General features: G+C 62.4%; 15 protein-coding genes. 7 read left to right on the forward strand and 8 right to left on the reverse strand.

Annotated features, from left to right (window positions below):
* Nucleotides 1–47 precede the first annotated feature (47 nt).
* The 4 genes from EQV97_RS12970 to EQV97_RS12985 form a co-directional block, all read right to left on the reverse strand.
* A complete protein-coding gene (locus EQV97_RS12970) occupies nucleotides 48–458 on the reverse strand; it encodes a response regulator (RefSeq protein ID WP_122839423.1) in 411 nt (136 codons plus the stop codon).
* Nucleotides 459–600: 142 nt separating this feature from the next.
* Entirely contained in the window at nucleotides 601–882 is a 282-nt protein-coding gene (locus EQV97_RS12975) for a pentapeptide MXKDX repeat protein (protein WP_201148552.1), read from the reverse strand.
* A 71-nt stretch (nucleotides 883–953) separates the two neighbouring features.
* Entirely contained in the window at nucleotides 954–1,739 is a 786-nt protein-coding gene (locus EQV97_RS12980; protein ID WP_122839421.1) for a molybdopterin-dependent oxidoreductase, read from the reverse strand.
* A complete protein-coding gene (locus EQV97_RS12985; RefSeq protein WP_122839420.1) occupies nucleotides 1,736–2,347 on the reverse strand; it encodes a cytochrome b/b6 domain-containing protein in 612 nt (203 codons plus the stop codon). Before EQV97_RS12985 ends, EQV97_RS12980 begins: the two co-directional genes overlap by 4 nt.
* Before the next feature lie 169 nt (nucleotides 2,348–2,516).
* On the opposite strand from EQV97_RS12985, the gene EQV97_RS12990 reads away from it, so the two are divergent.
* Complete coding sequence (locus tag EQV97_RS12990) at nucleotides 2,517–3,452, forward strand: class I SAM-dependent methyltransferase (protein WP_122839419.1); 936 nt, start codon at nucleotides 2,517–2,519, stop codon at nucleotides 3,450–3,452.
* A 129-nt stretch (nucleotides 3,453–3,581) separates the two neighbouring features.
* Here EQV97_RS12990 and EQV97_RS12995 read toward each other — a convergent pair whose 3' ends face one another.
* Complete coding sequence (locus EQV97_RS12995; RefSeq protein ID WP_240889032.1) at nucleotides 3,582–4,355, reverse strand: helix-turn-helix transcriptional regulator; 774 nt, start codon at nucleotides 4,353–4,355, stop codon at nucleotides 3,582–3,584.
* 99 nt (nucleotides 4,356–4,454) lie between these two features.
* On the opposite strand from EQV97_RS12995, the gene EQV97_RS13000 reads away from it, so the two are divergent.
* On the forward strand, nucleotides 4,455–5,582 hold the full coding sequence (locus tag EQV97_RS13000; RefSeq protein WP_122839417.1) for a P1 family peptidase: 1,128 nt from the start codon (nucleotides 4,455–4,457) through the stop codon (nucleotides 5,580–5,582).
* A 22-nt stretch (nucleotides 5,583–5,604) separates the two neighbouring features.
* Here the strand turns inward: EQV97_RS13000 and EQV97_RS13005 are convergent, their stop codons facing one another.
* Nucleotides 5,605–6,354, reverse strand: coding sequence for a putative DNA-binding domain-containing protein (locus EQV97_RS13005; RefSeq protein ID WP_240889033.1), 750 nt, complete (start codon nucleotides 6,352–6,354; stop codon nucleotides 5,605–5,607).
* Nucleotides 6,347–7,186 (reverse strand): DUF692 domain-containing protein, encoded by an 840-nt coding sequence (locus EQV97_RS13010; RefSeq protein WP_122839415.1) that lies wholly within the window; start codon nucleotides 7,184–7,186, stop codon nucleotides 6,347–6,349. The genes EQV97_RS13005 and EQV97_RS13010 overlap by 8 nt, the downstream gene beginning before the upstream one ends.
* 333 nt (nucleotides 7,187–7,519) lie before the next feature.
* Between EQV97_RS13010 and EQV97_RS13015 the strand changes: the two genes are divergently transcribed.
* Together EQV97_RS13015 and EQV97_RS13020 are read left to right on the forward strand one after the other, a co-directional pair.
* Nucleotides 7,520–8,566 (forward strand): class I SAM-dependent methyltransferase, encoded by a 1,047-nt coding sequence (locus EQV97_RS13015; RefSeq protein ID WP_240889034.1) that lies wholly within the window; start codon nucleotides 7,520–7,522, stop codon nucleotides 8,564–8,566.
* A 53-nt stretch (nucleotides 8,567–8,619) separates the two neighbouring features.
* Entirely contained in the window at nucleotides 8,620–9,462 is an 843-nt protein-coding gene (locus tag EQV97_RS13020; RefSeq protein ID WP_122839413.1) for an NAD-dependent protein deacetylase, read from the forward strand.
* A gap of 910 nt (nucleotides 9,463–10,372) precedes the next feature.
* On the opposite strand, the gene EQV97_RS13025 is transcribed toward EQV97_RS13020, so the two are convergent.
* Entirely contained in the window at nucleotides 10,373–11,269 is an 897-nt protein-coding gene (locus EQV97_RS13025; RefSeq protein WP_122839162.1) for a LysR family transcriptional regulator, read from the reverse strand.
* Between the two features lie 256 nt (nucleotides 11,270–11,525).
* Here EQV97_RS13025 and EQV97_RS13030 point away from each other — a divergent pair, with 256 nt between their 5' ends.
* Genes EQV97_RS13030 through EQV97_RS13040 form a run of 3 tightly spaced genes read left to right on the forward strand, consistent with a single transcriptional unit; the run spans nucleotide 11,526 to nucleotide 14,120 of the window.
* Entirely contained in the window at nucleotides 11,526–12,224 is a 699-nt protein-coding gene (locus EQV97_RS13030; RefSeq protein WP_122839163.1) for a CoA transferase subunit A, read from the forward strand.
* A 37-nt stretch (nucleotides 12,225–12,261) separates the two neighbouring features.
* Complete coding sequence (locus tag EQV97_RS13035; RefSeq protein ID WP_045060542.1) at nucleotides 12,262–12,927, forward strand: CoA transferase subunit B; 666 nt, start codon at nucleotides 12,262–12,264, stop codon at nucleotides 12,925–12,927.
* Nucleotides 12,928–12,938: 11 nt separating this feature from the next.
* Nucleotides 12,939–14,120, forward strand: coding sequence for an acetyl-CoA C-acetyltransferase (locus EQV97_RS13040; RefSeq protein ID WP_240889035.1), 1,182 nt, complete (start codon nucleotides 12,939–12,941; stop codon nucleotides 14,118–14,120).
* Nucleotides 14,121–14,375 lie beyond the last annotated feature (255 nt).

The raw sequence follows: 14,375 nt of genomic DNA on the forward strand, positions 1-14,375 counted from the left end.
AGACTTCCTATCCAGGTAACGGGCGGGGTTTCACCCAATGTACAGGATCAACGTTGCACCGGGGCTTTCTTCAGTGCCCCTTCAACGCAATCGAGCAATTGCCCGAGCGCCCAGGGTTTCTTGATGAAAGAAACGTCGTGCCGGACCCCGGAAGTCTCCGGCGTTTCGAACCCTGACATGATCATGATCGGCTTGTCCGGCCAGCGATCGCCGAACTGATTCGCCAGGTCGGCACCGTTGAGTTTGCCGGGCATGGTGATATCGGTCAGCAACAAACTGACCTTGTCGCAGTGCTGCTCCAGATAGACCGCTGCAGCGTCCGCACTGATCTGGGGTTCAACGGTAAAACCTTCGTCCTGAAGAATTTCGCAGAGAAACTCCAGGATCAACGGATCATCCTCGACCACAAGAATCAACCCGTCGGGAAGGTGATCGTTTGCCGTTGTGACTGGACTCATGACGGTGCCACTCCCTGATTGCTCAAAAATTTCGCGGGCTCAAATCCGCTGCTTACAGGTATGAGCAGCGGACTCGGCGGAAATTCATTTTTGATACAGGCAGTCGACGAAATCAGGCGTCCAGCCGTTCGCGAAGCGAAGATCACTTGGCCATGTCGTCCTTTTTCATGGCGTCTTTGGACATTGCGTCCTTTTTCATCCCGTCTTTGGACATGCTGTCCTTTTTCATCCCGTCCTTGGACATGCTGTCCTGCTTCACGGCGTCCTTGCTCATGCTGTCTTTGTTCATCGAGTCTTTTTTCATCGCGTCCCTGGACATCGAGTCCTTGCTCATGCCTTCCTGACTCATGGTATCGGCGGCGAACACGCTGGCGGCCCCTGCTGCGAGGCACAGGGACAGGGCAATGCTGGTCAGTTTTTTCATGATGAATCTCCTGGAGCTGAGGTGCGAATGTGCGCAACACGGGCTGCGCGGATGAACCTGGCGGATGTCGGTCAGCTGCCACCGAACCAGTTGTAACCCTGGTCTTCCCAGTAGCCGCCGGTGTAGGTGTTACTGACGAAAATCGCCTGGATATGCTTGGGATTTTTGTAGCCCAGCTTGGTGGGCATGCGCAGCTTCATTGGGAAGCCGTACTCCCGCGGCAGCACCGCGCCGTCGTAGGTCAGCGCCAGCAGGGTTTGCGGGTGCAGCGCGGTGGCCATGTCGATGCTGGTGTAGTAATCGTCCGCGCATTTGAAGCCCACGTATCTGGCGTGCGTATCGGCGCCGATGCGCCTGAGGAAATCGCTGAAAGGCACACCGCCCCAGCGACCGATCGCGCTCCAGCCTTCGACGCAAATGTGCCGGGTGATCTGGTCGGCCTGGGCCATGGCGCGCAGTTCCTCCAGGCGCCAGCTGCGTTTGTCGGCGACCAGGCCGGTGACTTCCAGTCGGAAACTGTCGGCATCAACGGTCGGTGCTTCGTCGATGCCGTAGAAGGCATTAAACGGAAATGGCCGGGTGATCATCGACGCCGGATAGGTAGGCGCCAGTGCATTGGGGTTGAACAACCAGCCCTGCACCCGATCGTTGAAGCGCGACATCGAAGACAACGCGGTCTCGACGCTGTCGTTGTCGGTCAGGTTGCAACCGGACAACATCGCCACCCCGCCGAGGGTCAGGCCACGCAACAGAAACGAGCGACGCGAGGGGTCTTCGATTTGCGGGGCGATGATTTTGCGAGCGTCGGCGAGAATGGACGCCTCATCCAGCCCGGGTCCTTGAATGCGCTTTTTCATAAGGGTTCCTTGTGACCAAATAGCATGGCAACCAGGGTTTTGGGGACGAGCGCGACCATCACCAGGTGCACCGCGACAAACCCCAGCAACAGCGCCATGGCAATAAAGTGCACGTGCCGCGCCGCTTCGTAGCCGCCCAGCAGCTCGCGCAACAACGGAAACTGCACGGACTTCCACAGCACCAGCCCGGAAACCACCAGCAGCGCGATGTCGAGCATCACAAACAGGTAGGCAAGGCGCTGCACCTGGTTGTACTGACGCAGGTCCGCATGCCCCAACTTGCCTCGCAGCGCGGCCAGCACGTCGTGCCGGATGCCCTTGGGCGACAGGGGGAAAAACCGTCGCGACAGGCGCCCGCTGATGAGGTTGACCAGTAGATAAATGACGCCATTGATGACCAGCAACCACATCGCCGCGAAATGCCATTGCAGCGCCCCGCCGAGCCAGCCGCCCAGGGTGATCGACGGAGGAAAACTGAAATCGTAGAGCGGCGAGGCGTTGTAGATGCGCCAGCCGCTGGCGACCATCACCAGCACCGCCAAGGCATTGAGCCAGTGAGTCAGCCGTAGCCAGCGCGGATGTGTGCTGACCGTGGGTTGCTGCAACATGATGGCTCTCCCGGCGGCTGGTGTTCGATGGAGCCGAGTATGTGGGCCGTCAGATCGCCAAATCCTCACGAAAACTTAAATTAAACGTGATAACTCCCGACGCCCGGAAAGCAGGCGCTGGCCCAAGTTGTGGTTAAATGCCGCCCCCTCAAATGACCGAACCAGGCCGATGAATCCAGAAGCGCTCGCCCTCCTCCACGCCCATCTGCTGACCGCCCTGGCAGACGCCCCCGCCGAAACCCGCCGGCTGTTCCATGGCCGTGGGCGTTGCTGGCCGGGCCTGGAGCAAGTGACCGTCGACTGGTTGCAAGGGGTGGTGCTGGTGTCGCTGTTCAAGGAACCGCAGGCGGCGCAATTGGAGGCGCTGAAGGCAGACCTGTTGCGGCTCGCCGCTTCGCCTGCGTGGGTGGCCTGCGGCGCACATACGCTCGCGTTGCAGCACCGCTACCTGCCGCAAAGCACCACCGAATGGCTGGTGGGGGACGCCATCGATGACATGACCATCACCGAGGGTGGCCTGCGCTATCGGGTGGACCTGGGCCGCAAGCAGAACAACGGCCTGTTCCTCGATATGCGCTACGGGCGCGACTGGGTGCGGGCCAATGCGCAGGGCAAGCGCGTACTCAATCTGTTTGCCTACACTTGCGGCTTTTCCGTGACAGCAATCGAAGGCGGCGCCGAGCATGTGGTCAACCTGGACATGTCCAGCGCGGCCCTGAGCCGCGGTCGCGACAATCACCGGCTCAACGGGCACGACCTGGGCAAGGTGACGTTCCTGGGGCACGACCTGTTCAAGTCCTGGGGCAAGGTGATCGGCAAGGGGCCCTATGACCTGGTGATCATCGACCCGCCGTCCTTCCAGAAAGGCAGCTTCCTGCTGACCAAGGATTACCAGCGAGTCCTGCGTCGGCTCCCGGAGCTGCTGGGCGCCGAGGGCACGGTACTGGCCTGCATGAACGACCCGGCATTCGGTGCAGATTTCCTCATCGAAGGCGTCACCCGGGAAGCGCCGAGCCTGCGGTTCGAGCGGCGGCTGGAAAACCCGCCGGAGTTTCCAGACGCTGATATCGAGTGTGGGCTGAAGGCCCTGGTGTTCCGGCTATAGGACCGCAGCACCCGCATCGCGAGCAGGCTCACTCCCACCATGGACCCCGCGTCGTGCACGTATTCCCCGCCCGGCGAAGATCCCCTGTGGGAGCGAGCCTGCTCGCGATCAGAACGACCCGGTTTCAGCTCAACGCGGCTGCAGCACCAGCGCGAACAACTCGCCATGCCCGTTGACGTTGAGCTTTTGATAAAGATTGCGCCGGTGAACCTTCACGGTCTCCGGGGAGATGCCCATCTGCTGGGCGATCGCCTTGCTGGAAAACCCTTGCAGGATCAGGCGCGCCGTTTCAATTTCGCGCACCGTCAGGCGCGCGTCGAAGCGGTCCAGCAGAGAAGCCAGGTCACCGGCTGCGGCTTCGCCGGTGGGTGCTAGCGTGGGTAGCAATTGCACGTGACGGCGGATCGCCGCCAGCACCCAATCACGCACGCACAATAGCCGGCCCTGCTCTTCGAGCGTGAAGCGCGTCGAACGACCGAGGGACAGGCCCAGTACCGCGCCGTCCATGTTGAGCATGAACTGCAACTCGTCCCCGCCAACTACCGGCTGGAAGTAGCTGAGGTAATACTCACTCTGCTGAAACTGGTCAGCCGCCACTGATTCGAGGCTGTGCAAACCGTCGGCGATACCGGCGCAGGCCACCTGGTAAAAGGGGTCCAGCAGGTACATGCCGGCGCTGTAGTCGGCCAGTTCGTCGTGCTCGGTGGCGCTGCCTTTGGAGTCGAAGTCGATCAGCAGCCTGGGCACCCTGCCCGCCCGCATCACCGCCACCAGTGCGTTGTCCAGCGGCACCAGCAAACGCAGGGTATCGACCAGCGCACGCCAGAAACCGTCATGCCCCACCTCGGCAAATACCCGCGCCAGGCCCTGGTGCACCGGTAACTCTCTCAACAACGCGTCCACGCACTACCCCTTTCGAGTAACCCATGATGGGAATGGGTGAGCAATCTGCCTGCCAGTACTCTGCACGCACTTGGCAACAACCTGACGATGAGACTACAGATGAAACCACGTGCCCGCGACTTGAACATCCAGTTTGGCCAACTGCAACCCGGCCCCCTCAATGCCATCACCGATGTGCCCGGCGTACGGGTCGGTCACAGCAATGTGCGAGGACGCACTGCCAGCGGTCGCGACATCCTCACCGGCGTTACCCTGATCGAACCGCGGCAGGGTTCCACCAACCAGCAGCCATGCTTTGCCGGGGTCCATGTACTCAATGGCAACGGCGATGCCACGGGCCTGGAGTGGATTCGCGAAGCCGGCCTGTTGACCAGCCCGATTGCGTTCACCAACACCCACAGCCTGGGCGTGGTGCGCGATGCGCTGATTGCGCTGGATCGCCAGCAGCAACCGGACGACGGCCGACTCTACTGGAACATGCCGGTGGTGCTGGAAACCTTCGACGGCCTGCTCAGCGACATCAACGGCTTCCATGTAAAGCCCGAGCACGTCGCCCAGGCCCTGGAAGCCGCGACCGGCGGCCCGGTGACCGAAGGTGCGGTGGGTGGCGGCAGCGGCATGATCTGTCATGAATTCAAAGGCGGCATCGGCACCTCCTCGCGCCGACTCAGCGCCGCGCAGGGCGGCTGGACCGTCGGCGCCATCGTCCAGGCCAACCACGGCATTCGCAATGAACTGCGGGTCGACGGTTATCCGGTGGGACGCTACATGGAACAGGCCGACTCCCCCTTCCTCAAGGCATCGCTGCCGTATCCGGGCATGGGCTCGATCGTGGTGTGCCTGGCCACCGATGCGCCGCTGCTGCCGCACCAGTGCACGCGCCTGGCCCAACGCGCCAGCCTCGGCCTGGCCCGTACCGGTGGCGGCAACGAGGACCACAGTGGCGACATCTTCATCGCCTTCGCTACCGGCAACCAGATGCCGCCAGCCGCTTATGAGGGCAAGGGCGCACCGACGTGCGACCAGTTGCGCATGGTCAACAACGATCACATCAGCGAGTTGTTTCTGGCTGCCACCGAAGCCGTCGAGGAAGCGATCATCAACGCCTTGTTGGCCTCCGACTCCGCCGAAGGCAACGGCCATGCGGTGCCGGGACTGGACGCACACACGCTGCTCCAAGCCTTGGGTCAGGCCGGCTGGCCGGGCGATGCGACCCGCTCCCGGTAAGTGCTCGGCCCGGGACTCACACTCACCGGGCCACCCCTCCCACCACGCCCTCCCCGTGCAACTGCTGCAACAAGGCCAGGCCGCTTGCCACGAAAGCGGGCACGTCTTCAGCACCGGCCTCCTGTGCAAGGGCTTGCAACTGGGCCTGGCCATTAAGTGCGGGAAGCTCGTTTATGCGCTGCAACAGGCGCCAGGCCAATGGGCTCAGTTGGGAAAACTTCACGCTCCAGTCTTCGCCGCGACGCACCAGCAGCAACGTAGGCTGGGCCGGCGGCATCGACGGCTGGAAATCCGGCCCGACCTGCTGGACCGGCCAGGCATACGCCAATGGCCAGGCGAGGGGCGAAACGCGTAGCGGGCAATCCAGTAAGCTTGCGCCAGTGCTGACAGGCAGGGGGGCGGCGTCGGACTGTTGCAACGCCATCTCGACCCATTCGTAATGTGCCAGCTCGCCCATGAACCCGGGCCAGTCGCCTTGGGGGACAGTCGCCACAAAGCCCACGAACTCCTCGGCGATCTCGCCGAATTTCGGCGTGCGCGCGCGATGGTCACGCAGAAAACTGCGCACCAGCAGGCGCCAGCGCGCCTCACCGAGGATCCTGATCAACACAGGGAAAGTGGCGTTGAGCAATTGCGACAGATTGGCAAAGATCAGGTCGCGGTAAACCTGGGCCCTTGCCGCGTCCATGTGGCCTGGCGGCGCGCAATGGTCGGGGTCGCGCAGGTAGCGGCCAAAGGTGATCTGCTCCTGAAACAGGCCGGGCTTATCCACGATTCACTCCTGCGGCCTGCAGGCGGCGGATGATGTGCAGTTCGGCGACCAGCTCGGCGAACACCGGGAAATTGAAGTCCCGTTCCAGCAGCGTCGGTTGCGCACCGAACCGCGCGTAGGCCTGCGCCAGCAACGACCAGACCGCAGGCTTCACCGAAGCCCCGTGGGTGTCGATCTTCAAGGTGTCCGACTCGTCGAAATGTCCGGCCACGTGCATGCCCACCACCCGCCCCGGGTCGATGCCGAGCAGGAACGCCTGCGGATCAAAACCATGATTGATCGAGTTGACGTACACATTGTTGACGTCCAGCAGCAGGTCGCAGTCAGCTTCACGCAGCACCGCATTGGTGAACGTGACTTCGTCCATGTCCTGGCGCGGCGCCGCGTAATAGGACACGTTTTCCACCGCCAGGCGCCGCCCCAGGATGTCCTGGGCCTGGCGAATCCGCGCGGCCACGTGGTGCACCGCCTCTTCGGTGAACGGCAAGGGCAGCAGGTCGTAGAGGTGGCCGTCATCACTGCAGTAGCTGAGGTGTTCGCTGTACAGGGGCACATTGTAGAGCTCGAGAAAAACCCGGACTTCGCGCACAAATGCGACGTCCAGCGGTGCCGGCCCACCCAGGGACAACGATAAGCCATGGCACGACAGCGCAAACTTTTCCGCCAGGGCGCGCAACGCCGCACCCTGCGCGCCCCCCACGCCGATCCAGTTTTCCGGGGCGAGCTCGAGAAAGTCGAAATCCCCTGCGGGGGCGGCCTGCAAGTCCTTCATCAGGCCTCGACGCAGGCCGAGGCCGACGCGGTTTTTTGCTGGGGGCTTGGGACTGTGCATGCGGTTGATTCCGGGGTGCTGGAAACGGATGTCCAGTTAAGCGTCGGTATGTATCGGGCCTGTGTTCGGTGGGGGCCGGGAGTGTGGGCAACTGTATCGCCAGGCGGGCTGGATACACTCCCATACACGCAACACCCGAGTCCGCCTGTGGGAGGCGGCTTGCTCCAGTTAGCACTTTCGTCGCTTGGAAACGTGCCTCAGGCCCTGCGAACTAAACTTAATGCACACAGGACACCCCCTGGCGTCCTGTTCATTCCCACGACCACCGCCCAGTGGCGACCGCGTCGAAACCCTGCGCCCCTGGACCGTGATCCTGCCAAAGGAGCACACGTGATGGACGAGGCCAGACTCAACGATTTCATGGGCAAGCTGATCAATGACATGGGGGGCGCGGCGATGCTCGCCAATGTCATCCTCGGCGAAGAACTGGGGCTGTACCGCGCGATGGCTGACAGTCAGCCCCTTACCCCCGAAGCCCTCGCCGACAAGACCGGCTGCAACCCGCGCCTGCTGCGCGAATGGCTCAGCGCACACGCTGCGTCGGGTTACATGGAACACCACGACGGCCAGTTCCGCCTGCCACAAGAGCAGGCCCAGGCGCTGGCGGTCGAAGATTCTGCGGTGTACGTGGCCGGCGGAATCGGCGTGGTCGCGTCGTTTTTCCACGACAAGGACAAACTGGTCAAGGCCATGCGCGGCGATGGCGCCCTGGCCTGGGGCGATCACCATCCGTGCATGTTCAGCGGCACTGAACGGTTCTTCCGCCCAGGCTACAAGGCGCATCTGATCAGCGAATGGCTGCCGGCGCTGGAGGGCGTGGTCGCCAAGCTGGAGGCCGGGGCCAAGGTCGCGGACATCGGCTGCGGCCATGGTGCGTCCACGGTGATCATGGCCCAGGCGTTCCCGGATTCGCGCTTCGTCGGGTTCGATTACCACGCCCCCTCCGTCAGCGTCGCCACCCAGCGCGCCGAGGAAGGTGGCGTGGCCGGGCGTGCGCGGTTCTTCCAGGGCACCGCCAAGAGTTATCCGGGCGATGATTATGACCTGGTCTGCTACTTCGACTGCCTGCATGACATGGGCGACCCGGTCGGCGCGGCGCGGCACGCGTACCAATCGCTGAAACCCGACGGCACGGTGCTGCTGGTGGAGCCTTTCGCCAACGATGACCTGGACGACAACGTGACCCCGGTGGGCCGCCTGTTCTATGCCGCATCCACTTTCATTTGCACCCCCAATTCGCTGTCCCAGGAAGTCGGCCTGGGGCTCGGCGCCCAGGCCGGCGAGGCTCGGTTGCGCAAGGTGTTCACGGAGGCGGGCTTCACGACATTCTGCCGAGCCACGCAGACGCCGTTCAACCTGATACTGGAGGCGCGTAAATAACACACCAGGTGGGGGGCAGCTTCTACACTGTGCAGATCCCTGGAGTGTTGAACATGCTAGATGGCCGAATCCGCGAACAACTCGATCAGCTCCGACACCTGATGGCCGAACAACCCTTCGTGGTGCTGACCGGAGCCGGTATCAGCACGCCCTCAGGCATCCCCGATTACCGGGACAACCAGGGCGTGCGCCGTGGTCGGCAGCCGATGATGTACCAGGAGTTCCTCTCGGCTGCCGAGTCCCGCCGCCGCTACTGGGCGCGGGCGATGCTGGGCTGGCCGCGCGTGCGCCTGGCCCAGCCAAACGTGGCGCACGAGGCGTTGGCCGGTTTGCAAAGCAGCCAGCGAATCAGCGCGCTGATCACTCAGAATGTCGACTCCCTGCACGATCACGCCGGCAGCCATGACGTTATCGAACTGCATGGCAGCTTGCAGCGGGTACTGTGCCTGGATTGCGGGGAGCGCAGCGAGCGCGACTCGATCCAGCACCAGATGGAACAGCACAATCCTTACCTGGCAGGTGTGGATGCAGTGCAGGCGCCGGATGGCGACACCCTGCTCGACCCTGCTTTCGAAGCGCGCTTCCAGGTGCCGCGTTGCCCCCATTGTGCGGGTGAGCGGATGAAACCGGACGTGGTGTTCTTTGGCGAGAACGTCGCACAGGGAACGGCCGCCAGGGCCATGGCGACAGTTGAGAAAGCCGCTGGATTACTGGTGGTGGGGTCTTCGTTGATGGCGTATTCGGCGTTTCGCTTGTGCCGGGCCGTGGTGGATCAGGGCAAACCGTTGATTGCGATCAATCTGGGCAAGACGCGGGCCGATGAGCTGCTAGACCTGAAGATCGAAGCGTCGTGCGAACAGCTGCTGCCGTTGCTGGCGCAACACCTGTCCACCTGATTTTCCAGGCGCCGGTGGGAGCGCGCTTGCTCGCGAAGGCGTCTGCGGATTCGCTATTGATGTGGCAGGGAGATTGCCATCGCGGGCAAGCCCCGCTCCCACAGGGTAGTGGTGGTGGACGCAGCATTTATGTACGGCGCAGACCACTGTGGGAGCCAGCCTGCTGGCGATGGCGTCTGCGGATTCGCAATTGATGTGGCAGGGAGATTGCCATCGCGGGCAAGCCCCGCTCCCACAGGGTAGTGGTGGTGGACGCAGCATTTATGTACGGCGCAGACCACTGTGGGAGCCAGCCTGCTGGCGATGGCGTCTGCGGATTCGCAATTGATGTGGCAGGGAGATTGCCATCGCGGGCAAGCCTTGCTCCCACAGGGTAGTGGTGGTGGACGCAGCATTTATGTACGGCGCAGACCACTGTGGGAGCCAGCCTGCTGGCGATGGCGTCTGCAGATTCGCAATTGATGTGGCAGGGAAATTGCCATCGCGGGCAAGCCCGCTCCCACAGTGTAATGGTGGTGGGCGCAGCATTCATGTACGGCGCAGACCACTGTGGGAGCCAGCCTGCTGGCGATGGCGTCTGCACATTCGACATTGATGTGGCAGGGAGATTGCCATCGCGGGCAAGCCCGCTCCCACAGTGGAATGGTGGTGGGCGCGGCATTTATGTACGACGCAGATCACTGTGGGAGCCGGGCTTGCCCGCGATGGCGTCTGCACATTCGATATTGATGTGGCAGGGAGATTGCCATCGCGGGCAAGCCCCGCTCCCACAGGGTAGTGGGGGTGGACGCAGCATTTATGTACGGCGCAGACCACTGTGGGAGCCGGGCTTGCCCGCGATGGCGTCTGCACATTCGACATTGATGTGGCAGGGGGAAGACAGTTGCTCCCACCCTGGACGCTCTTCAGCTCATGAGCATCGTTGACTCGCGTTTTCTTCTTTCAGCACATCAAACAACGCCTGCGCCGCCGCTGACAACTCCACCCCAGGCTTGGTCAACACCCCGATCGCCCGCTCGATCACCGGGTCATGCAGGGTCAGGCAATGCGCACCCAGTTCGCGCATCTGCCCGGCGCACAATGCCGGGACCGCGCTGACGCCCAGCCCGCTGGCAACCATACGCCCCACCGTTGCCAGCTGATGGCTTTCAAACTCCACCGGCAATTTCATTCCACGCGCCTGCAGATGCTCCTCGAGCATCACCCGTACCGTGGACGGGCGCTGCAGGGTGATGAACGGTTCCTGCAGCAGGGTCTCCCAGGTAATATCGTCAAGCCGGGCCAGCGGTGAATCCAGGGGCACCACCGCGACGAAGCGATCCATGTACAGCGGTGTGAAGGCCAGCGACGAGCTGGTGGTCGGCTCAAACGCCACACCCAGCTCGACCTGTCGATCCCGCACCATTTCCAGCACCTGCTCGTTGATCACGTCATTTACCGTGACATTGACCTTGGGGTAACGCGCACGAAATGTCTTGAGGATCGGTGGCAACAGGTTGCCGGCAAACGAGGGCATCGCGGCCAGCGTGACTCGCCCGCGCTGCAGGGTGAAGCGCTGGCGCAACTCATCTTCGGCGTTGTCCCAGTCGGCGATCAGGCGCCGCGCCAGGGGCACCAGTGCCTCACCTTCGGCCGTCAGTGCGACGTTGCGGGTGTTGCGCGAAAACAAGCGCCCGCCCAGGCCTTCTTCCAGCGCCTTGATGGTCAGGCTCAGCGCTGATTGCGACAAGTGCAGGCGCTCGCAGGCTACGGCGAAACTCAGACTCTGGGCGACGGCGAGGAAGGCGCGGATCTGTTTGACGGTCATGTCGCTTGGCTCCTGGAATCTCGAGACTTGAGCTGCAAGCTTGTGAGTGCATGGCCTGCGTGCAATGGCGCCCCCGGAATGGCTATCGCGAGCAAGCTTTACTCCCACAGTGCAGAGTGGCCTTGGCAAATGGAAACCTATTAGTGAGTTTTATCTATTAATACTTGCTAAAAATCAACTTAACAAATCAATCTTGCGGCGAGACACTTCAGTCATTCGGCTAGCCAGCCGCCCATAAAGAATAAAAGAGGTGCATATGGCAGGTTTCGACAAGCGTGTGAATTCCTACGAGGAAGCGCTGGCAGGTCTCGAAGACGGCATGACCGTCATCGCCGGCGGCTTCGGTCTGTGCGGGATTCCGGAAAACCTGATCGCCGAGATCAAGCGCAAAGGCACACGCGACCTCACTGTGGTGTCCAACAACTGTGGCGTCGACGGCTTTGGCCTGGGCGTGCTGCTGGAAGACCGGCAGATCAGCAAGGTAGTAGCCTCCTATGTCGGCGAGAACAAACTGTTCGAAGACCAACTGCTCAAAGGCGAAATCGAAGTCGTCCTGACGCCCCAGGGTACCCTCGCGGAAAAAATGCGCGCTGGCGGCGCTGGCATTCCAGCCTTTTTTACCGCCACCGGCGTCGGCACACCGGTCGCCGACGGCAAGGAAGTGCGCGAATTCCACGGTCGCCAGTACCTGATGGAAGAGTCCATCACCGGTGACTTCGCCATCGTCAAAGGCTGGAAAGCCGACCACTTCGGCAATGTGATCTATCGCCACACCGCGCAGAACTTCAACCCGCTGGCGGCCACTGCCGGCAAGATCACCGTGGTCGAAGTCGAAGAAATCGTCGAGCCCGGCGAGCTGGATCCGGCGCAGATCCATACCCCTGGCATCTACGTCGACCGGGTCATTTGCGGCACGTTCGAGAAGCGCATCGAACAGCGCACCGTGCGTAAGTGATCACCTGCCCCCGGCCCGAATTGAAGGAATAACAACAATGGCACTTTCCCGCGAACAAATGGCTCAACGCGTCGCCCGCGAAATGCAGGACGGCTTCTACGTGAACCTGGGCATCGGCATCCCGACCCTGGTCGCCAACTACATCCCCGAAGGCATGGAAGTCATGCTGCAGTCGGAAAACGGCCTGCTCGGCATGGGTCCGTTCCCGACCGAAGAAACCATCGATGCCGACATGATCAACGCCGGCAAGCAAACCGTGACCGCGCGCATCGGTGCGTCGATCTTTTCCTCGGCCGAGTCCTTCGCGATGATTCGCGGCGGGCATGTCGACCTGACCGTGCTGGGCGCCTTCGAAGTCGACGTGCAAGGCAACATCGCCTCGTGGATGATTCCCGGCAAGCTGGTCAAGGGCATGGGCGGCGCCATGGATCTGGTGGCCGGTGCAGACAACATCATCGTCATCATGACCCACGCCTCGAAGGACGGTGAGTCCAAGCTCCTGGCGAAATGCAGCCTGCCGTTGACCGGTGCCGGTTGCATCAAGCGCGTGCTGACCGACCTGGCTTATCTTGAAATCGAAAACGGTGCGTTCATTCTCAAGGAGCGCGCACCGGGTGTCAGCGTCGAGGAAATCGTCGCCAAGACCGCGGGTAAACTGATCGTGCCCGATCACGTTCCGGAAATGCAGTTCGCTGCGCAGTGAGGAATAATTCCATGCAAGACGTCGTAATTGTAGCCGCCACCCGTACCGCCATTGGCAGCTTCCAGGGTGCGTTGGCCAGTGTGTCCGCCGTGGACCTGGGCGCCGCAGTGATCCGTCAGTTGCTGGCGCAGACCGGGCTCGACCCGGCGCAAGTGGATGAAGTGATCATGGGCCAGGTGTTGACCGCCGGCGCCGGGCAGAACCCCGCGCGCCAGTCCGCCATCAAGGCCGGCCTGCCGTTCACCGTGCCAGCCATGACCCTGAACAAGGTCTGCGGTTCGGGCCTCAAGGCCTTGCACCTGGCCACCCAGGCGATTCGCTGCGGCGACGCCGAGGTGATGATCGCCGGCGGCCAGGAGAACATGAGCCTGTCCAACTACGTCATGCCCGGCGCCCGTACCGGCCTGCGCATGGGCCACGCGCAAATCGTCGACACCATGATCAGCGACGGCCTGTGGGACGCGTTCAACGACTACCACATGGGCATCACCGCCGAGAACCTGGTTGAGCAGTACAACCTGACCCGCGAGCAACAGGACGCCTTCGCCGCGGCCTCGCAACAGAAAGCCTCGGCCGCCATTGAAGGCGGACGTTTTGTCGATGAAATCACGCCGATCCTGATTCCCCAGCGCAAGGGTGAACCGCTGTCGTTCGCCACCGATGAGCAGCCGCGAGCCGACACCAGCGCCGCCACCCTGGGCAAACTGCGCCCGGCGTTCAAAAAAGACGGTTCGGTGACCGCCGGTAATGCTTCGTCGCTCAACGATGGCGCCGCGGCCGTAATGCTTATGAGCGCGGCAAAAGCCAAAGCCCTGGGGCTGCCCGTGCTGGCAAAAATTGCTGCCTATGCCAATGCGGGCGTTGATCCGGCGATCATGGGCATCGGCCCGGTCTCGGCCACTCGCCGCTGCCTGGACAAGGCCGGCTGGTCGATCGGTCAGCTGGACCTGATCGAAGCCAACGAAGCCTTCGCCGCGCAATCCCTGGCGGTGGCCAAGGACCTGGGCTGGGACATGAACAAGGTCAACGTCAATGGCGGCGCCATCGCCCTCGGCCACCCGATTGGCGCATCGGGATGCCGGGTGCTGGTGACTTTGCTGCATGAAATGATCAAGCGTGACGCCAAGAAAGGCCTCGCCACCTTGTGCATCGGTGGCGGCCAGGGCGTGGCGCTGGCCATCGAGCGGGCGTAAAGCGTTCAACAGGCGGCGCGGGGACCCACGAAGAACCGCGCAGCCTGGCAACACACCCGGTGTGACAGCTGTCGCACCGGGCTCCACGCATCAACGGTCCCCTGCTCCACATCAACAAAACGATCCCTGAGCTCTACACATCAATCAAACATCTCCCTGTAGGAGCTGCCGCAGGCTCGGGCCGCGATCGGACGATCTTTTGATCCTGTCTGTGCTGGGAGCGCTTGCAAGCAAGATCAAAAGATCGCAGCCTGC

This window comes from Pseudomonas sp. TMW22090, from assembly GCF_022496665.1.
GTDB classification, from domain to species: domain Bacteria; phylum Pseudomonadota; class Gammaproteobacteria; order Pseudomonadales; family Pseudomonadaceae; genus Aquipseudomonas; species Aquipseudomonas gregormendelii.